This is a genomic window from Niallia yueguangensis (assembly GCF_052663115.1).
In genome coordinates this window covers 38,377-58,271 of record NZ_JBQTCX010000012.1, presented here as the reverse complement: position 1 = coordinate 58,271, position 19,895 = coordinate 38,377, and the positions used below count along the sequence as shown (strand labels likewise).

At 33.9% G+C, this 19,895-nt stretch carries 18 protein-coding genes; 15 read left to right on the top strand and 3 right to left on the bottom strand.

What is annotated here, in order from left to right:
- Positions 1-297: 297 nt before the first annotated feature.
- The 3 genes from ACTYA4_RS12795 to ACTYA4_RS12785 all read left to right on the top strand — a co-directional run bounded on the left by ACTYA4_RS12795 (position 298) and on the right by ACTYA4_RS12785 (position 5,384).
- The gene (locus ACTYA4_RS12795; protein ID WP_445505679.1) at positions 298-2,829 is read left to right on the top strand and encodes a glycoside hydrolase family 31 protein; all 2,532 of its coding nucleotides are present in this window, start codon (positions 298-300) and stop codon (positions 2,827-2,829) included.
- Between the two features lie 18 nt (positions 2,830-2,847).
- Positions 2,848-4,416: an alpha-amylase family glycosyl hydrolase gene (locus tag ACTYA4_RS12790; RefSeq protein ID WP_443482718.1), complete on the top strand. Its 1,569-nt coding sequence runs from the start codon at positions 2,848-2,850 to the stop codon at positions 4,414-4,416.
- 134 nt (positions 4,417-4,550) lie between these two features.
- Positions 4,551-5,384: a hypothetical protein gene (locus tag ACTYA4_RS12785; protein WP_443482717.1), complete on the top strand. Its 834-nt coding sequence runs from the start codon at positions 4,551-4,553 to the stop codon at positions 5,382-5,384.
- Between the two features lie 401 nt (positions 5,385-5,785).
- On the opposite strand, the gene ACTYA4_RS12780 is transcribed toward ACTYA4_RS12785, so the two are convergent.
- Together ACTYA4_RS12780 and ACTYA4_RS12775 are read right to left on the bottom strand one after the other, a co-directional pair.
- Complete coding sequence (locus ACTYA4_RS12780; protein ID WP_443482716.1) at positions 5,786-6,295, bottom strand: DUF3995 domain-containing protein; 510 nt, start codon at positions 6,293-6,295, stop codon at positions 5,786-5,788.
- Positions 6,296-6,311: 16 nt separating this feature from the next.
- Entirely contained in the window at positions 6,312-6,554 is a 243-nt protein-coding gene (locus tag ACTYA4_RS12775) for a MerR family DNA-binding transcriptional regulator (protein WP_443482715.1), read from the bottom strand.
- A gap of 122 nt (positions 6,555-6,676) precedes the next feature.
- On the opposite strand from ACTYA4_RS12775, the gene ACTYA4_RS12770 reads away from it, so the two are divergent.
- The 5 genes from ACTYA4_RS12770 (at position 6,677) to ACTYA4_RS12750 (ending at position 11,356) form a co-directional block, all read left to right on the top strand.
- Positions 6,677-7,207 carry an ABC transporter permease gene (locus ACTYA4_RS12770; RefSeq protein WP_443482756.1) on the top strand — a complete coding sequence of 177 codons (531 nt, stop codon included), beginning with the start codon at positions 6,677-6,679 and terminating at the stop codon, positions 7,205-7,207.
- A gap of 547 nt (positions 7,208-7,754) precedes the next feature.
- Positions 7,755-8,945, top strand: coding sequence for a sensor histidine kinase (locus tag ACTYA4_RS12765; protein ID WP_443482714.1), 1,191 nt, complete (start codon positions 7,755-7,757; stop codon positions 8,943-8,945).
- Positions 8,938-9,603, top strand: coding sequence for a response regulator transcription factor (locus ACTYA4_RS12760; protein ID WP_443482713.1), 666 nt, complete (start codon positions 8,938-8,940; stop codon positions 9,601-9,603). The genes ACTYA4_RS12765 and ACTYA4_RS12760 overlap by 8 nt, the downstream gene beginning before the upstream one ends.
- 416 nt (positions 9,604-10,019) lie before the next feature.
- The gene (locus ACTYA4_RS12755; protein WP_443482712.1) at positions 10,020-10,178 is read left to right on the top strand and encodes a hypothetical protein; all 159 of its coding nucleotides are present in this window, start codon (positions 10,020-10,022) and stop codon (positions 10,176-10,178) included.
- 146 nt (positions 10,179-10,324) lie between these two features.
- Entirely contained in the window at positions 10,325-11,356 is a 1,032-nt protein-coding gene (locus tag ACTYA4_RS12750) for an alpha/beta hydrolase (protein ID WP_443482711.1), read from the top strand.
- 238 nt (positions 11,357-11,594) lie between these two features.
- On the opposite strand, the gene ACTYA4_RS12745 is transcribed toward ACTYA4_RS12750, so the two are convergent.
- Entirely contained in the window at positions 11,595-11,933 is a 339-nt protein-coding gene (locus tag ACTYA4_RS12745) for an AAA family ATPase (protein ID WP_443482710.1), read from the bottom strand.
- A 652-nt stretch (positions 11,934-12,585) separates the two neighbouring features.
- Between ACTYA4_RS12745 and ACTYA4_RS12740 the strand changes: the two genes are divergently transcribed.
- From ACTYA4_RS12740 to ACTYA4_RS12710, 7 genes are all read left to right on the top strand, one after another.
- Entirely contained in the window at positions 12,586-13,071 is a 486-nt protein-coding gene (locus ACTYA4_RS12740; RefSeq protein ID WP_443482709.1) for a hypothetical protein, read from the top strand.
- 95 nt (positions 13,072-13,166) lie between these two features.
- Complete coding sequence (locus ACTYA4_RS12735) at positions 13,167-14,909, top strand: hypothetical protein (protein ID WP_443482708.1); 1,743 nt, start codon at positions 13,167-13,169, stop codon at positions 14,907-14,909.
- Complete coding sequence (locus ACTYA4_RS12730) at positions 14,906-15,610, top strand: ABC transporter ATP-binding protein (RefSeq protein ID WP_443482707.1); 705 nt, start codon at positions 14,906-14,908, stop codon at positions 15,608-15,610. Before ACTYA4_RS12735 ends, ACTYA4_RS12730 begins: the two co-directional genes overlap by 4 nt.
- A complete protein-coding gene (locus ACTYA4_RS12725; protein ID WP_443482706.1) occupies positions 15,597-16,790 on the top strand; it encodes an ABC transporter permease in 1,194 nt (397 codons plus the stop codon). Before ACTYA4_RS12730 ends, ACTYA4_RS12725 begins: the two co-directional genes overlap by 14 nt.
- Entirely contained in the window at positions 16,787-17,839 is a 1,053-nt protein-coding gene (locus ACTYA4_RS12720) for a YncE family protein (RefSeq protein WP_443482705.1), read from the top strand. The genes ACTYA4_RS12725 and ACTYA4_RS12720 overlap by 4 nt, the downstream gene beginning before the upstream one ends.
- A 37-nt stretch (positions 17,840-17,876) precedes the next feature.
- Positions 17,877-18,440: a DUF4825 domain-containing protein gene (locus ACTYA4_RS12715; RefSeq protein WP_443482704.1), complete on the top strand. Its 564-nt coding sequence runs from the start codon at positions 17,877-17,879 to the stop codon at positions 18,438-18,440.
- A 632-nt stretch (positions 18,441-19,072) separates the two neighbouring features.
- A complete protein-coding gene (locus tag ACTYA4_RS12710; RefSeq protein WP_443482703.1) occupies positions 19,073-19,681 on the top strand; it encodes a glycerol-3-phosphate responsive antiterminator in 609 nt (202 codons plus the stop codon).
- The last annotated feature ends 214 nt before the right edge of the window (positions 19,682-19,895 follow it).

Below are 19,895 nucleotides of genomic sequence, written 5' to 3'. Positions count from 1 at the left end.
TCCTATAGTACTCTCGGTCTATGTTTTTCTGAAATTATCCTTTCTATTTATTAAAAACTAGACGTGATCTGCCACATGGAAATGGATTAACAAAAACAAGGCGCAATCAATGTCTATGTTGTTTTTTGATGCTTTTATTTAAAACTACTTTTTTAGCATTTTTTGATGTAAAAGTGCATTCAAATATTCGTAGGAGTTTTTCCCGATTGTTACGGGCTCCATTAATTGCTAATTTAAGAGCAAGCCAAGGTAACCGGTTCCCTTTGGAGTTTTTTTATTATATTTCGTTGGAGGTAAATGTCATTGTCCATTCTAAAACCAAAAATTAAAGTTATCGCTTCTCTGTCACTTGCTTTAATCATGGGGTTATCGACTGTAATATCACCAGCTTCCGCTGCACAGCCGGAGCCAGATACACCTTTAAATAAGAATAATTTACAAAAACTTTCTGTGAATGATACAGAAAAAATCAAAGACGGTGTTAAATTTGATCTAGGAAACTATGATGGTTATATCCATATGTTATCTGAGGATATGATCAAAGTTTCTATTCTTCCTGAAGGTACGCAAGAAAAAGACTCACCAGCCATTCAGAAGAAAGATTGGAAGACTCCTAAGTTTACAGCTGCAGAAAAGGACGGGAAGTACACACTGAAGTCAAGCGAAATCACAGTGGTTGTAAACGAACAGTCTTTTGGCATTAAGGTCCTAGATAAAAAGGGACAAGTTATCAATGAAGACTACTTAAATAATGAGGCAACAGCCGGTTACGAGAACGGAAAGCCGTACGTTTTCAAAAAAACATCCAAAGATGAGAATTTTTATGGATTCGGCGAACAAACAGGCAGCACATTCAATAAACGCGGAAAGAGTTTAGGAATGTGGAACTCGGACTCATATGGATATAACAATAGTACAAAATATGTTTATACTTCCATCCCTTTCTTTATGGGTCTAAAAGATGGAAAAGCATATGGTATTTTGTTCGATAACTCTTATCGTTCTTACTACGAAATGGCGAGCGAATCAGATGATTACTACTATTTTTACGCAAATGGCGGTCCATTAACGTACTACTTTATGAACGGTCCTGATATTTCTCACGTGTTGGATCAATACACAGAGTTAACAGGTAAAATCAATCTGCCTCCGGAATGGGCGTTAGGTCTTCAACAAAGTGCATGGGCTTATACACCTGAACAGCTTACCAGCATTGCTAAAACGTATCGTGATAAAAAAATTCCGCTCGATACACTGAACTTTGATATTGATTATATGAATGGCTATAGAGTCTTTACGTGGAACGACCCGTTCAAAAATGCTTTTGATCAAATTGAAAATATGGGAGGTTTTCACACCGTAGCTATCAATGATCCGGGAGTGAAACAAGATGATCAATATTCCATTTACAATGAAGGAACAGCAAAAGATTTCTGGGTGAAAAAAGCAGATGGAACACCTTATATCGGTCCTGTTTGGCCAGGAAATTCAGCATTTCCTAATTTTCTAAAAAGCGATGTACGCAACTGGTGGGCTGGACATACTGCATCCTCTCTTCTCGACAAAGGTGTCGATGGGATTTGGAACGACATGAATGAACCTGCCGTATTTAATGATGGGGATGGATTCTTCCATACATTGCCGCTCGATTCTTATGGGGAAGATGATCAAGGGAATAAAGTGCTTCATACAGAATTCCATAATTTATACGGACACTTGGAAAACGAAGCGACATATAACGCATGGAAGCTTAGCAAGCCAAATGAAAGACCGTTTATCCTTACTCGCGATATGTTTGCTGGTACTCAGCGCTATGCTGCTGTATGGACAGGGGATAGTTTAAGCACGTGGGAACATTTGCAAATGTCTGTACCGATGAATATGAATCTTGGTCTATCAGGAGCAGCATTTGTCGGAAATGATATCGGCGGATTTGGCGGCAAGGCAAATCCTGAACTATTTGCACGCTGGATTGAGCTCGGTTCATTCTTGCCATTTGCTCGTGTTCACTACGATCAATGGAGTGATCGAAGCTATCATCAGGAACCTTGGTCATTCGGTGAAGATGTTGAAAAGATCAGCAAAAAATATATTGAAATGCGCTATCAGTTGCTACCTTACCTGTACAATGCCTTTAATGACGCTGCAAAAACTGGGAAACCTGTTCAACAGCCACTTGTTTATCAGTTCCAAAAGGATAAAGGCACGTATAATATCGATGATCAGTTTATGTTTGGCGATTCAATGATGATTGCTCCAGTTGTCGCTGAGGGTAAAACATCCCGCGATGTATACCTGCCTCAAGGTGAAACTTGGGTGAACTTCTGGGATCACAAAGAATATCAGGGCGGACAAACAATCAATATCAATGCTCCTTTAGACTATATGCCGATTTTTGTGAAAAAGGACTCGATTATTCCGACTCGTGAAATACAGCAGCACACTGGTGAGAACGAGTTAACAAATCTTACGCTTGATACTTATTTAGATAATGAAGCAACTTATAGTTTCTATGAAGATGATGGTAAAACGCTTGACGAAAATAACGGCGAGTTTAATGTGACTGACTTCTATGTAGCTAAAAAAGGAAATCACATTGAATTTAAACAAAACAAAAAGGTTCAAAATTACGATTCAGCACTTCAATCGTATACATTGAAATTAAATCAAGCAGAAGAACCAAAGAAAATCAAAGCTAAAAATCAAGACTATACGAAAGCAGACAGTCTGGATTCATTAAAAGAAAACAGCTACTATTTCGATCATGACGCTTCAGTACTTTATGTAAAAATACCAGCTGACTTGTCAGGAAAACTACAAATTCAATAAGATTAGAGGAATGTGAACATGAAAAAACCGCTCTCTCTAATATTGACAGCGAGTTTATTATTCAGCGCTGCGCCTGCAGTGCTGGCAAAAGATCAGCCATCTGCTGGTGCAAACGATAATCTTGGTGTCTATTATGAACTATTTGTCAACTCTTTCTATGATTCAAATGAAGATGGTCATGGCGACCTTAATGGGGTAACTCATAAGCTGGATTATTTAAACGACGGAAATAGTCATACGAAAAAAGATTTAGGTGTTGACGCTGTTTGGCTAATGCCGATCTACCCATCGCCAACTTACCATAAGTATGATGCGACAGATTTCTATAATGTCGATCCGCAATATGGAACGCTTGAAGACTTCCGTCATATGGCCGATGAAGCACATAAGCGTGGACTTAAAATCATCCTGGATCTTGCGCTGAATCATTCGAGCAGCAAGCATCCTTGGTTCCAGGAAGCAATGAAAGACAAGAACAGCCCATATAGAAATTATTATATTTGGGCGGACAAAGATACGGATATAAACGAAAAAGGACCTTGGGGTCAACAGGTTTGGCAGGAAAGTTATCCCGGTTCAGGAGACTATTATTATGCCGTATTTGATAAAGCAATGCCAGACCTGAACTACGATAATCCAAAAGTGCGTGAAGAAGCCATCAATATTGGACAGTTTTGGCTGAAACAAGGTGCTGATGGATTCCGACTGGATGCGGCCATGCATATTTATACAGGCGAGACGGATAAAAACGTTGCCTTATTAAAAGAGTTCAGTCAAGGGTTAAAACAAGTGAAACCGGATGCTTATTTGGTCGGAGAAGTTTGGGATCGTCCAAATAATATCGCACCATACTATCAGGCACTGGACTCCAATTTCAATTTTGACCTTGCGGGAAAAATTGTAGATTCCGTGAAATCCGGTGTAGATAATGGACTAGTTTCCTTTGAAGCGAACACCCTTGATCTCTATCAAAGTTTTAGTACATCAGTGATTGATGCACCGTTTTTAACCAACCATGACCAAGCACGGACCATGTCGGTGCTGAACGGAGACATGGATAAAGCGAAAATGGCAGCATCAATACTCCTGACAATGCCAGGTAATCCGTACATTTACTATGGGGAAGAAATCGGTATGCTTGGTGAGGGGCCGGATGAATATAAACGTGAACCGTTCCGCTGGTATCAAGGGGATGGCGAAGGCCAAACAACTTGGGAAGCACCGCGTTATAACGTGGGAACCACTGCTGTTTCTGTTGAATCAGAAGATAAAGACAAGGATTCTTTACTTAATCATTATCGAGATTTGATTCATGTTCGTGAATCCTCTCTAGCTTTAACGAAAGGGGATCTTAACGAAGTAAAAACCGGCGACAGCAGGGTGATAAGTTATACCAGAAATTATCAGGAAGATTCCGTGCTCGTTTTGCACAATCTGTCGAAGGAAACAGTCACAGTAACCATAACTGATCCAACAGTCAAAGGCAACAAACGATTATTTTCTAACGGTGGAAAAACTAAGGTGAAGCGTGTTGACGGGAATATTCAAATCACCCTCCCAGCCTCATCGACCATTATTTTAAAGTAATTTTTAAGGACTTCTTACTGGATGGAAGAAAATGAAGAAGGGACTAACCAACATGTTAGTTCCTTCTTTAATTTAAACGGTGAAATGGACGAACAAACTTTTGATTTCCAAATCCAATGAAATGAGGGAGAATATTGAAAAAGATACATAAAATAACGGCAGGCATACTAGCTTTATCATTGCTGGCTCTTCCATGTGTACAACCTGGACAGGCCACATTGGCTGCAGCAAAACATGTACAAACAAAAATAGATAATCAACAAAAGGGAAAAAACGTTCAATCAGCATGGGATAAAAGTTCATTGTCTTTTATAACAACAGGTACAACGTCGAATGGTATTTCTGCTACCATTAAAAATGGTCAGGATTCAAGAGCAATGCAGGGAGAAGTTGTGTATGAGGTTTACTGGTCGGAAGATGGAAATCCTAAAGATGGAACAGTTATTGCGTCAGGAGAGGTTAAAGCGTTAGCACCTGGTGAAACTCAAGTTTTAACCTATCACTCTGATAAGATGGCAGAAGGAAATTATATGTTTAAAGCCTACCAGCGTCTAGATCATCCAGGAACAGGAGTATTGTGGAGTGAATCCATAAAAGTTAATGAAATTTCAAAATCAAATGAGCAGATTGAACCACAGCGTCCGTTAGACCAGTTCTTTCAATCCAGCGTAAATGGTGGAGAAGCAACTTTTACCGTACCTGAAGGGATGAAGCCGGTTGAGATTAGTTTTACAAGCTATTCTTATCCGGAAGGAACAGGACCTCAAGACTACAGCAAACCATATGAGGTGCAGACTCCATACGACAATGTTACAAAAGTATATGGACCAGGTACATATACAGTAGATGTGAATCTACCAAACGGGTACTTTCAGACAGATTTGTATTTAGGATCCGAGATTAAAACGTTAACAGATAGCGGGCATCCAATGGATAAAATAATTGATGCAGATTCTGGATTAAATTGACGAAGGTCCTTCTGAACAGGAAAAGAAAGAACTGATTGGATTTGAACAAATCAGTTCCATAAAAGTAGAAAGTAGTTATTTATAGATTTCATACTATTCTTTTTGGTAGGCTGTTTTCTATAAGTTTGTTGTTTTTGAATAAAATAGTAAACATCGCTGAAGCACTGAGCAGTCTGAATACACGTAGACTCCTGCGGGAAAAGCGAGACCCCACAGAAGCATAGCGACGAGGAGGCTCGGCACTCGTCCGCGGAAAGCAAAGTGTATTCAGGCTGCGCGTTTAAAAGCAACAATCTATACGAAAACAGCCTTGGCCTACAATTAAAATAGTCGTATTTCTTATACATAAGTAACAATAAGTGTTCATTTCTTACGTACTTTATGCTGAAAAAACCTAGCCGCTAAACCGTATAAAATCCCGCCCAAAAAGAAATATCATCTATTGCCCGGCTTGACCAAAGCGTGTATGTTGTTATATGTTCATCTCCAGTAGTTTGCTCATAAGTTAATCCGGTGAGACCAGTTGGCAGCAAACCTAATGATCGAGACAGATCATCAACCATCCCAGCTAGTCCTCTCAGAACCAAAATCACACATCCAAGCCAACAGGCTATAAGTATAATTTTGCGCGGGATAAACCTTCCCCAGAACTGAATCGTTGCAAGGGGAACAATGGTACCTGCAATAAACATGATAATAACAATATAAAAATAAATCCATTGTGAAAGAGTCGTAGGTGGTGGAGGAATCGAATCAGATGCATCACCTAAGCCAAAGCGCCCGCCATAGTACCAATAAATATGGAATAAAATAAATACGGTCACCCAAATAAATGATGCGTATCCAGCCCAAACAACTCTTTTTGATCTCTCATCAAATATTTCTCGAGTTCCTTGTTTCTTTAAGATCAATTATAAACAACTCCTCTCAGAGTGAAATGTTCAAATTCGAAATCGATTGGGACGCTAGATAGTGTTTCACTGATTGTTTAATATAGGTTTGTGATGCAACAAAGCATAACTTCTTCAGTATAATAACGTTGCCATCAGTACGGCCGGATGTCGGTAATAGCCCAATCTTATCGTAGTGCAGAAGTGTTCGTACAGTTACGCCAGTTGTGGCCAGTTCGCCGATCAAATAAGGCTTATTTGTACCTTCTATGACTCCCACTTCCTATTAACCATTGTATTTTATTACGTAAAGTAACGAGCAAGAGAAATTCAGTACAATGGCTTGATTATAGCGGGATCGCTTTGCTATATACCTTCTTTGATGATATAAAGATACAATATATGGATTGGGATAAGGAACAATATTACAAGCTCAGCCCGTGGATTATTTCTCTAGTAAACGTCATTCAAACAATACCGGCGTTAGCGATGCTAGCTGTTCTTATGCTTGTTATGGGGCTGGGAACAAACACTGTCGTCGTATCTTTATTTTTACACTCTTTACTTCCTATTATAAAAAACACTTATACTGGAATTATGGGCGTTGACCATACGCTTTTAGAGGCAGGACATGCGATGGGAATGACGCGTATGCAGATCCTTCGAATGGTCGAGCTGCCATTGTCCCTTTCCGTTATCATGGCAGGGCTGCGCACAGCTTTAGTCATTGTAATTGGCATCGCTACGATTGGAACATTTATCGGAGCAGGCGGTCAAGGGTCTATTATTGTCCGTGGAACAAATGCTTCTGATGGTGCAGGAATCATCCTTGCAGGAGCAATTCCTACAGCTTTAATGGCAGTTGTTGCTGACTTATTAATGGGATGGTTAGAGCGGGTGTTGTCACCAGCTAATAGTAGACAGATGCGTTAAAAATAAAGAATGATCGAATATACTTTTAAAGAGGGGTTACTTCTAATAATAAGTAGTTCAGTTATCTTGGAGAAATGTATGAAATAACATACCAATTAGCAGACCAAATCACATAGTTGATTTGGTCTTTTTTTCACCTTTTATCTCAACGATTATTAGATTTTAACATTAGAAATCGCAGGGCAAATCCCAATAAAATTCACATAATGACAATAGCTGTTGTCAATGCGAGAATTATGATGTTAAAAGGTGTGCTATTTACTATGTTAATTCTTATGCGTACAAATGGTAATTGTAATTTTATGTTAAAATAAATGAAGTGTTTGTGAAAATATATCATTATTATGGGCTGGAAGCCTTAAAGAAAAGCTATTCAAGTTTCTCGCTTGAAGATAAACTAAACATAATCAATTATATGAACAAGAATGGGCTGTCTCCTTTAGAAACTGCAGTGCAGTTTTATTTATCTTCTCCAGGCATGATTCGAAAATGGCGAAGTAGTTTTAGGAACGATGGTATAGACGCCGGAGATGGGGGGGATAAAAATATGGAAGCAGTAATAGATCAAAGGAAATGGCATTGGTTGGACTATTTTCTATTCCTCATTCGTACGATATGGATTACTTTTAATGGCTACTCGATATTCGTTAGTACGACAGGTTCGGAAAAGTGGTTTTTACTTTTATGGGCTAGTTGTTCTTATATAATACCCCAACTATTTTATCGGCCTGGGCTTATAAAATTCCAATATTATTTAATTGCCGAGGTGTTGTTAACGGGTTCTTTGTTTATTTACTTATCGAGTCAATATGAAATATCAGAGACTTACGATTTTTTATTCGTACCTATCCTTACTATTGCTTATGCTTGTCAAGTTAAGCCGTTAATTTGGTTAGGACCTTTCTTATACATCTCAATTTTTTTAGCTGGTACATGGGTCGGCAATTTCTTTACTGATAAGGATATCTTTGCACCCATTGTTGACACAACTATTTTTTATGGTATTGGGTTATGTTTAGGAAGGATGACCATTGTCAATAACGCTAATAAAGAGTTAATTGCCTCTATTGAGGAAAAAAACAGGGATTTGGAATATTACTCAAAAAAGATTGAGGAACTGACAATTAAGGAAGAACGAAATAGAGTTTCACAAGATTTGCATGATACAGTTGGCCATATTTTCACATCGGTCATAACAAGTTTAGATGCCCTTCCTTTTCTATATCAGGCAGATAAAAAAGAAGCAGAAAAAAGTATAAAAGAGATTTCAGATTTAGCACGAAATGGATTGAACGATGTGAGAAAAACAATTCACCAGATGTCGCCAACGAATGATCAAACGCTTGTTGAATCGGTGAAAGAATTGATTGTTGATTTTATGAAACATACATCAACAGATATAAAACTGAATGTCGAAGGGGAAGCGACCAAAGTCGGTGAAAGGATAAAGTTTGCCATTATTCGTTGTATACAAGAAGGACTTACAAATGCGAAAAGACATGGTAAGGCAACTTTTATTAAAGTAAATATTTCATTTAAACAAGAAGAATTGATTGTTCTTATTGAAGATAATGGAAATGGGTGTAATGAATTAAATTTAGGGTTTGGTTTACGCTCAATGAAAGATCGAATATCGGCATTAGCGGGTACAGTTAACTTTTATTCTAAATTGAATAATGGTATGAGGATAACGTGTAACATACCTCTATGGCAAAGGAAGTGTAAGTATAATGATTAAAGCGGCAATAGTTGAAGATCAAGAGATTTTAAGAAAAAGCTTAAAAATTGTGATTGAAAGTATTTCTGATATTGAGATTGTTGGAACTGCGGAAAATGGAGAAAAGGCAATTGCTTTATGCGAAAGGGAAAACCTTGATATTCTTTTAATGGATATTCAAATGCCGGTGATGGATGGTGTAAAGGCGACAGGTGAAATTAAAAAACGTTGGCCCAATATAAAAGTTATAATACTTACTACTTTTCAAGATGTTACACATGTTTTGAATGCCTTAAATGCTGGTGCAGAGGGTTATATATTAAAGGCTGTTGATCCTGAATTTTTAGTTCAGGGAATTAAAATGGTGTATCACGGAGGTTCCCTCATTCCTCAACAATTAGCAAAAGAGGTGTTTGGTCAGATGCAATCAAATAATAACGAACACTCGGAACAACTTGACCATAACTCTATGAATCATCCATATGATTTAAATAATCAAGAATTAAAAGTTTTAAACTGTTTAACTCAAGGATTATCCAATAAAGACATTTCAGAAAAGATGTTTCTTTCAGTGGGAACCGTGAAAAATTATATTTCTAGCATTTATTCGAAATTAAATGTAAAAAACAGATCTTCTGCTATTATTAAAGCAATGGAAGAGAGTCTTATAAGAAGATAAGAAACATTAAAGTAAGGGATTGTAGATAAAGTTAAATCGACTTTGTCTACAATCTTTTTTTATTGCAACGAACTGGAACGTTTTGAACTTGTTTACTCCATGGCAATTCATAAGGTCCATTATTCACAAAATTTCACGGTGGATCGTTTTTTAGATTTTCGCTATAAAAGAAGGCATCAATAAGTTTTCAATAGCCACTTATTTTAAAAGAAGTAATATATTTAGCCAATGGTCATAATTTGTCGTTTTTTTTATAGTTATGACTTATTAATGACTTACGGCACTACAGTATATTACCTTTTATTTGTAGAGTAGAAGTATGAAATATGAAATGAAATTTAGAAAGGAAGTAAAAAAATACATGCTCAAATCTATTGCAACTTGTAAACTGTACCTGTCTTAAAGTAAATAATGCAGTGTTTATTTTTGATAAAGTTGGAGAAGACGTAAAAAAAGATACATTAAAAGGAAATGGTAGTAGCGAAGGTGGAACATTATTAAATAAAGATACAACAATTAAACTTACTGTAAAATGGGGAGAAAATGAAGAACATATGGAATTAAAAAATAAATAATATTCTAATTTTCTTTTTCAAGAAATGGGTACTTTAGTGCAAAAAGGATTTCAAAAATAATCAATATCCATCACATTAAATAAGAGCATGTTTTAATCAATTATATATTTGAATTGCATTAAGCAGAAAGGATTTAAGGGAATTAGATGAAAAAAATAAAGAAAATAATAAAATGTATCGGAGTAATTATTATAATATTACTAATCATAGCACTTTTTTTCCCTACATGGACTCCACATATAAAAGGTGATAACAGTATAAGTGCATTAGAACAAGTAGAGATAAATGGAAGTAGTCATGAAATTATGATACGCGGCAAAGATAAGGATAATCCAGTTATTATTTTTGTACATGGAGGACCTGGATGTCCGGAAATACCATATGCTGATAAATACCAAAACTTATTAGAAACTAATTTTACGGTTGTTAATTATGATCAAAGAGCTAGTGGGAAATCATATCATTTTTTTGAAGACTATTCTAATCTTACATCAGATTTACTGGTGAATGACTTATTGGCTATGACGGATTATATATCAAAACGTTTTGGAAAAGAAAAGGTAATACTAATTGGTCATTCTTATGGTACATATATTGCAACTCAAGCTGCCTATAAAGCCCCTGAAAAATATGAAGCATATATTGGTATTGGACAGATGAGTGATACAGTAGAAAGCGAAACTGACAGTTTGAACTATTCTATTAATCAGGCTCAAAAGGCTGGCAATAAGGATGATGTATTGTATTTACAAGGTTTAACTGAAAAAATCAAAAATGGTGATACGTTTACCCCACGAAATTATGTTATGAAATATGGTGGGGCTTCAAGACTTATTGATAACCCAGATGGTGATAACATAGGTATTTTATTCAGTAGCGAGTATAATTTATTGGATGTAATCCGTTATAACTATGGGTTAGCCTATTCTCAACAGATTTTGTTAAATGAAGTATTAAAAAATCCATTACCTAATATAGTAACAAAACTTAAATTACCATGCTATTTTGTAATGGGTAAATATGACTACATGACTTCCTCTAATGCAGCAAAAAAATATTTTGATATGATTGAAGCCAAACAAAAAGAATTTATTTCTTTTGAGCAATCAGCCCATTATCCACAATTTGAAGAGAAGGAAAAATTTTATGAATGGATGTCCGATACATTCACAAAATAGATACAATTGAGTTAATCTCAATCCAGTAAAATTAAGGACTGTTGGTTAACTGCCCGCAGCCACCTTCGATGTCGGTTATCTAGCCAGTGGCAACTGATTAACGGTCACCCTCATTGCCACGGGCATTTAAAGACGTCTGTTTAACTGTCGAGAAAATCTATTAGAAAATCCTTTATTAGTTCCTTCCATTTCGACAATTCTATCTTCTAATTGGGCTTAATACTGGGCATTCACTTTCTTACTGTTCATTCATTACTCGATGAATATGGGATGCCCCCACAATTTTATTTCCTTGAATAAAGGCATCTATCAGACTTTGACTACAGAGCGTATTGATTTTTCTTGGCTCTCCTTGACTGAAGTTATAAATGACTTGAACGGCTTCTTTTGAAAAGATTTCATGAGGTGTTTCGACCATCTTTAACGGGTGGCGTATATAATCATTCGTTTCCTTCTCTGTTAAACTACTCATTTGATATCGCATTTGAATACGCTGGTCAATCGCCTCTAGCTCTTTCACTTTTAATAGGTTGCGTAGGCTAGGTTGTCCTACTACAACAAGGGAAATAGGAGACATGGAGTCTTCTTTAAAATTTAGAATGAAGCGCAGTTCCTGCGGAAAAGTGATGAGCTTCATCTAGAATAATAACGACAAGTTTTTTCTCATTCTCAAAAATATCAAGCATTAAACATTGATATTGGCGCTTTACACTTTCTTTATAAACATCAATATAAGCCTTGATTGTCTTTTATGAATTCATTAGGTCTTAGTGCAATTTATCCAATGAATTATTGTCCAGGGCTGTCCTTAAGCCCAGTTTTTTCTTATTCAACGGGTGCTTTAGTGCAACAAGGATTTCAAAAATGATCAATCTTTTTCATAAAGAAGCTTATTCATCACATTAATTAAAAGCATGTTTTGATCAATCTTTTTTTCAAAACATGTTTTTTTATTTGCACTTATATCAATATTAGCCTTAATTAAATCAAACTTTATTTCAAATCAACCCGTTTTTTTATAAGTAATGTTTCAATTATTACAAAAAACTTTTCGATCATTTTCCCTTTGAAAAGACAAAAAGCGACAACGTTTACAAAGAACACACTAGAATTTCGACAAAAAATGCTATTTGCTGAAAATTAAGAAAAATCTTGAAAATCCTGTTTTTTTTTAAAACTGTGTTATGGTTTTTTTGTGGTTACAAAAATTATTTTAGGGGGGTTATATCTTGAAAACAAGAAAGAAAGTAAGTACATTTTTAGGAACGTTGGCATTAGTTGGAGCTTTATCATTCGGAATAGTGGATAGTGCAAGTGCATATTCTGATCAGACAACTGTGCCTATTCCTGAACTATCAGGTAACTCTATACAATCTAATGCTTGGATGAGTAATACTGCTTTTTATCAAAAGCAAAGTTATCAAGTAAGTGCAAAGTTCTTAGGTTATAATCCACCTAATGCGGATTGGGTTAAAACCGCATGGACTATTAAGGCAAACGGATTAGGTGTTTCTATTGGCGGTGTTAGTGGTGGTACTGCCAATGATAACACTCTAACCGGAACTTGGACGAACTACAATACTTGGATCTCTGATTATTCAGGATCTTATTCTATTTCTGGAGTGCCAATCAGTGGTGGTGCTGATAACACTGCATCCTTCCTTGCTCGTGGTGTAAAACGTTCAGCATCCGCTTCAATTTTCCGCTGGTATTAAAATTAAATTAAACATGTTGTAACCACATACATAGAAAGTGAATATACTTAGTATTCACTTTCTAAATTATATTATACAATTAAATGGAGATAATAATGAGATATAAAATACCTAAAATTATAATTCTTTTTATTATAATATTAATTTTATCATTATACTTTACATTATATAAAATGCCTAAAAAGGAAGAGAGTATTCCATTGACTGATGATTTATTCTCGAAATTGGAAATGCAACAAAAGGCTAGTGCAACTATGTTAGAAAGAAGTTGGGGAAATGAAACGTTATTTAGACCTATAAACGCTATAGATGGATCTAAGGATGAGTATGTTACTTATTACGTTTACCAAACCGCATCACTTTTAGGTCATTCTCCTAATAAAAATTATTGTCAAACTCTCCTTCAAATGCTTCATAAAGATTCGTTTCCTAAAGAACAAGAAAATTTAATATTTTCAGGAATTGAGAGAGTTTTCAGAGCACAGAAATCTATGGAACTATGTCAAGAGAACGCAGCTCTATTACTAAGGAAGCACATAAAATATTTACTTAATACCACATATAATGAACAAGGATTTTTTCTTTCAGAAGAATTTAAAAAATTTAAAAATAAGCCTGAATATATGGATGTAAAGATACAACAAACTTACATGATGTTATATTTAGCATCTAACTATGGTTTTTTAGAAGATATAGACACAAAGAAAATAAAATACTGGATTGATACAATCATCCTAGAGGATTTTTATAGAATAGATACTGTAATAAAAATAAATAAAATGTTGGGTTATGAAACAGAATTTGAAATTGATAATAATAAAGTTTATCAGTTAGTAAACCTTAAGAGTTATAATTTTAATGATCTTTTGGAACTAAATAGTCTTACAAATATTAATAAGTTTCAAAATAATTTTAAACTTGAAAACAAGACAATATCAATTATCTTAAACAAGCTTGATAATTATCATTTTGGATTATCTGATATTCAAAGCGAATATTATAAATTAAACATTTTATCAAACTTAAATAAATCTATTAAGAAACAGGAAAAACAACTTTTATTAAGAGATTTTTCTGCATATGTATACAAAGATGGAATGTTTCCAACTATTAGTTCATTTAATAATCCTTTTAGCCCTACCTTTATTGGAAGAGATTCAGTTGAATATTCTAAATATAAAACTACTAAATACGATAAAACTATTTTTAAACATATTAAACAGGTTGATATATCTGAATTAATTAAACTAGACTCGCTTGAAGTATTTAGCTTTGTTTCACTTTTAAAATTAATAGATGGGGAAGAAATAGAGGAAAATAAAAAAGAAGAATTAAAAAAAGCTTTGCTTAAAAAAGTAAAAGAACCAATCGTTCGTTCTAATATCATGAGCTGGAGTTTTTATACGAGATCTCTACAAATATTAGAAGGTGATATTTCTAAAGACATGCTACCAAAAAACACAGAAGATATATTAAATCAAATCGTTATTTCTCAAAAAAGTTATTTTGAGAGTAATGATAATATTTCAACTTTAGTATTTTTAGATACCTTAGCAAGAACAGGGGTGTATCTAAATAAAATAAAAAAAACTGAACCCTTTATAAATAAAGTGAATATTGATATCAATTCTGATATTGCAGCTTACCTAATTTATTATAAAACCTCTTTACTTGAAGAATTAGATTTACCCTATGATAAAAATAAAATAGCAAATCATGTAAAAAATCTTTTCAAAAATCATGGATATGCATTAAATAATAAAGAGAGTTTTCCTGATATCTATTCTACCTACTTTATGATGAATACCAACAAGCTACTTATGGAGGATGTACAATGAGCAATGAGAACTTATTACGATTAGTTAATGTTGGGAAAAGTTTTCAAATGAAAAATGAGACTCTTCAAATCTTAAAAAATATTAACATTACGGTAAAGCAAGGTGAAATGAATATTATAATGGGACCCTCTGGATCAGGTAAAAGTACATTATTAAATCTAATTGGTCTACTTGATAAGCCCACAGATGGAGAAATTTACTTAAATTCTTGTCAAACAAACAACTTAATTGAAAAAGAGAGATCCAAGTTACGAGCTGAAACCATAGGGTTTGTTTTCCAGGATTTTAATTTGTTTCCTAATTTAAATACTTTAGAAAATGTAACTTTACCATTACTTATTCATAAAAATATTAGTAAAAAAGAGCGAGAAGACAGAGCAAGAGAACTACTTGATATAGTAGGTCTTTCTCATAGAATAAACCATATGCCCAAATCTTTATCAGGCGGAGAGAAACAAAGGGTTTCTATCGCACGATCTCTTGCAACTAACCCGAAACTCCTTTTAGCTGATGAACCTACAGGTAATGTTGATGAAGAAAATGAAATTAATATTATTGAATTATTCCAAAAACTGTCATTGTCAGGTGTTGGTTTAATCGTTGTTACTCATAATCCTATCTATAAAGCATATGCAGATCGTTTTTACAAGATGCGATCAGGAACACTTGAGGAGGTTAAGGACAATAATGAGGCTAAGTGATTATTTTAAGTTAGGTGGGAATAATTTTTTAAGAAATGGCTTTAAAACATTATCTCCTATTATTATTATTACAATCGGCATAATTGTTTTTAATGTAGTGACTGGTTTTTTTTCAAGTATAACAACTAGTATGAACACAACTGTTATTGACAATGACAGTTTGAAATTTATAGAGGTCGTACCTACTCCAGAAAAAGAATTGACAATGGACGATTTTCACGAAATGAATAAAATTAATGGTGTAATTACTTCTTACCCGAAAGTTCAAGCATTTGTTGGTTTAGAATATGGTGTAAATAGAGTGTCAACAAACTTAGTTGGTGTTAATAATAAAGCAGTTCGATATTTCACATCAGGAAAAGATGAATCTATTAAAAACAATGAAATTATATTAAATTCAAATATTGTGGATACTCTAAAGCCTGGTGATTCGGTCAATATAAGTTATACAGTAAAAGTAAAAGAAGGGGAAGGCATTCGGAAAATAAAAAAGGGCAAGATCCTTTCATTCTTTAATCAATTTTATTTGGCTAATTACCCTGAAGACCTGTCTTTAGCTACCTTAGATTATGTTGAACAGTTAAATGCAGAATTTTTGGGTCTTTCTCTAGCTGATTATAGAAAAAATTTAGTTTACGAATTTGGAACAGTTATTGTTGATGATGTTGAAAACATTTCACATGTAGCCGAACAAATTGAAAGCCTTGGATACGATACGAGCTATGCTTTAAAATCTTCCCAATCTATTCCAATGGTGGCCAAAATTATTATTACTGTTGGGGGCGTTGTATTAGTCATATTACTATTATTTTCAGGGATTAGTATAGCATCTATAATGGGTCAATCATTACGTGGAAGGTATAAAGAAATAGGGATTATGAGGGCTGTTGGATATGAGCGCTCCCATCTGATTAAACTTTTCTCTGTGGAAGTTTTATATATTTCACTTATATCTTTTTTCGCTTCGATTACATTAAGCTTTATTATCATACAGGGATTAGAATCGTATTTAAATAAAACTAGTGGGATTAAATATATATTTTCTATTAATATGACGGGAATGCAAGTGATTGTTAGCTTCGTATTAATCATTATAGTTAGTTTCTTAGCAAGTTTTAGACCTATTATAAAAGCCTCGTCTACAGATATTACTGAAATTATACGAGGTAATGCATCATGAAAAAGAATTTTATATTTTTAACAATACTGTTCATTTTAATTTCAATAGTATTAGTATATTTATTTAAATCAGATATCGACTATAATACGAAAATTAAAAATAATGAAGGTAGCTCAATTAGTTACCTGTCGGAGGAAGATAAGGTACCGGTTCTTAAAGTCTTTAATTTTAATCAAGAGAAGCTCACTAAAAAATATAAAATTAAAAAAGAACAGGACCTTTATTCTTCGACATTTTATAGCGGTACAGAAAAGAAAACTGTAGTAATTACGCAACAATTAGAACCTTATGGATATCAGGTATTCGTTCAAACTCAAGACGAAATTAAAAAAATTGGGAATATTAAAGAAGCTGTTCATGAGGTAGTTTTTGCTGATAATTACCTCTATGCATTGGTATATTCTCCTAATTCAATAAAGGGTGTAAATTTAAAGAAATATAAAATTACAGACTTAGAGAAACCAATAAAGACTTGGAGTATAGAGGGAAATCCTGAAAGAATGCTTATTGATCAAAAATTAAATAAAATCTATATACTAACAGTTAACAACAATACCCTTTTATATTCCTTAGATTATAAAATTGATAATTTACAAAATGTAAAGTTATTAAATAGAGCATTTGACCTTAATGCGACAATAGACAATGGTCAATTATGGTTATTGCTAAGAGAAACATTGGAAAATCAGAATGATAAATCGAAGAATAAAAACAAAGAGAGTAAAATTATTCTTCAATATGATATAGAGAAACAGGAATTCATAAATAAGATTAATACGGAATATCAACCAAAATTTATGCAGCTTGATAATAACCAAATCTATATTATTTCTGGAACACCTAACTCCTCTTATTTAGAACAATATGATAAAAAAAATTTAAGCAATACTAAAAAGGAAGTAATAAAATTAAAGGCAGATAATATAAATGGTTTTATTCATAAAAAGTATATTTTCTCAAACAAAGGTGTTTATAAAATAGAAGACGGTAACGTGAAGCAAATAATAGAAGAAAACGTATCTCCCAATATAGATTTAGTAATTCATTAGATGCATTTATATTTATAAGAGAAAGGGTTGTAATTAAATGAAAAAGATATCTATTTTAATTTCGTTAGTCATCTTATTAATAACTGGATGTAATAGTAAAACCGAAATTAAGTCCATTGACAATGTTAAGTTAGAAAGTTTAATGCAATATAAAGAAACTAATCTTGGAAATAACTCTGCAGTTAGTTCAATAATTAATTCTCTTCCAGGAGGGGAAACGTATCGTGAATTTGAATTGGAAGACGGCAATTCAATAAAAGTTATTTATGGATTAAAAGATAAATCCTCTATAACCGATAAGGATCTCTCAGACTATTGGTTAAATGACGAGACTTTAAAGAAGAACTTTCTTTATAATGTTATAGCAATGTTTATTCTTATTGAAAATGCGGAGGAAATTACATTGGAGTTGGATTCTGAGAAATATTATTCTGTAACTTTTCAAAGGGATACACTTGAAAAGGGTTTGCCTGGTTTTTTTAATAAGTATAAGAATGATAAACAGCTTTGGGAAAAAGAGCTTATAGTAGAGGTGGTAAATTCTGATAAAGAAAGGGAAGCCCTTTATAAAAAGTTTCCAATACAGATGAATTCCAATTAATTTAGAAAGCCCAATCCGGTTACCCTTGAAAGAGAGTTTGTGAAGAATTGTACTGAAGCGAATGTGGGCTTTAATTCAATAAGACCGTTAATTTAAAACGCTTGGATTATATTTTTAATCCAAGCGTTTTTGTGTGTTTATTAAGCTGTTTTTTGGCTTACTATTCCTTATGATATTTAGTCTACGTTTTTACATTTTCTCCACAGTATCTGAACTATTTATCCTAATAATGTGAACGCCAGAATAAATTTTACAGTTTTCGCTAATATGAACTTTACACTTTTAGCCACATTTGTCGCCCACTTTATTTGGAGAAGCAGGTATGATAGCCTTGTAGCAACAGCCATGGTTCTTTTATTACCAAGGCTTCAAGGCTGTTTATCATACCTGTAGAGGCTCCATGTCAAGTGGGCTATGTGCAATCTAAAGTGTAAAAGGGAACTTAGCAGAAAGTGTAAAATTCGTCTTGACGGTTACAAATAATAGGGTATCTCTTCTTTATTTTAATAGAAGGAAAGTATTATTTTCTATAGAATGTACTTAAGAAAGCTCATTTAGAAAACACTAACCCCAAGATGCAAGAATTGGAAAGCAAGAGCCCGTCCCCTTGCTTTAAAAGGGAGGAAATGAAAATGAAGAATGATGGGAAAGTCTTACGAAATAGATTAGAAAAATATAAAATGGTGGCAGCGGTGAAGGACCCAAAATATATGGAGCGGGCGATAGAATATAAAGACAATTTAAGTGCTGTATTGCTAATGACAGGAACGATTTTAACGGTAAAAAGATATGTTGATTTCCTTCAGTCGCAGGGACTTCCAGTAATACTTCATGTTGATAAAATAGGTGGCTTAGAGATGGATCGCGATGGAATTGAATTTATTAAAAGAAATGTAAAACCAGCTGCTATTGTAACAACAAAAACAGGGATTATAAAAAAGGCAAAATCAAGCGGATTATATGTTATTCAGCGTGTCTTTTTAATCGATACGGATGTTTTTACGAATTTAGTAAAGGATGCTAGCAAAAATCAAATTGTTTCCGATATGATTGAAATAATGCCATGCAGAGCGCCAGATTTTTTAGAGAAATTAAAAAAGGTATCGCCAGTACCTGTTATTACAGGTGGACTATTAAATGCACCTGAACATGCAAAAGAAGCACTTAATCGTGGTGCAATGGCCGTCACGACATCGAATGTAGAAATGTGGAAGATTGATTTAAAGAATTTCTTCATGTGAATTTATAATACTTTACGTCTATTTTATATTAAATTAATAATAGTGGATTATATTGAACATGAAGTGAATAGATTAATGGTGCGAGCAGAGAGACCTCAAATCGAATGTATAGAATATATACATTTTATTTGAGGTCTCTTTCATTTTGTGCCTTAGTGAGGTGATACGTTTCATTTTTGAAACAAATAACGGGATTAATTCTCTAAAGAGAGAG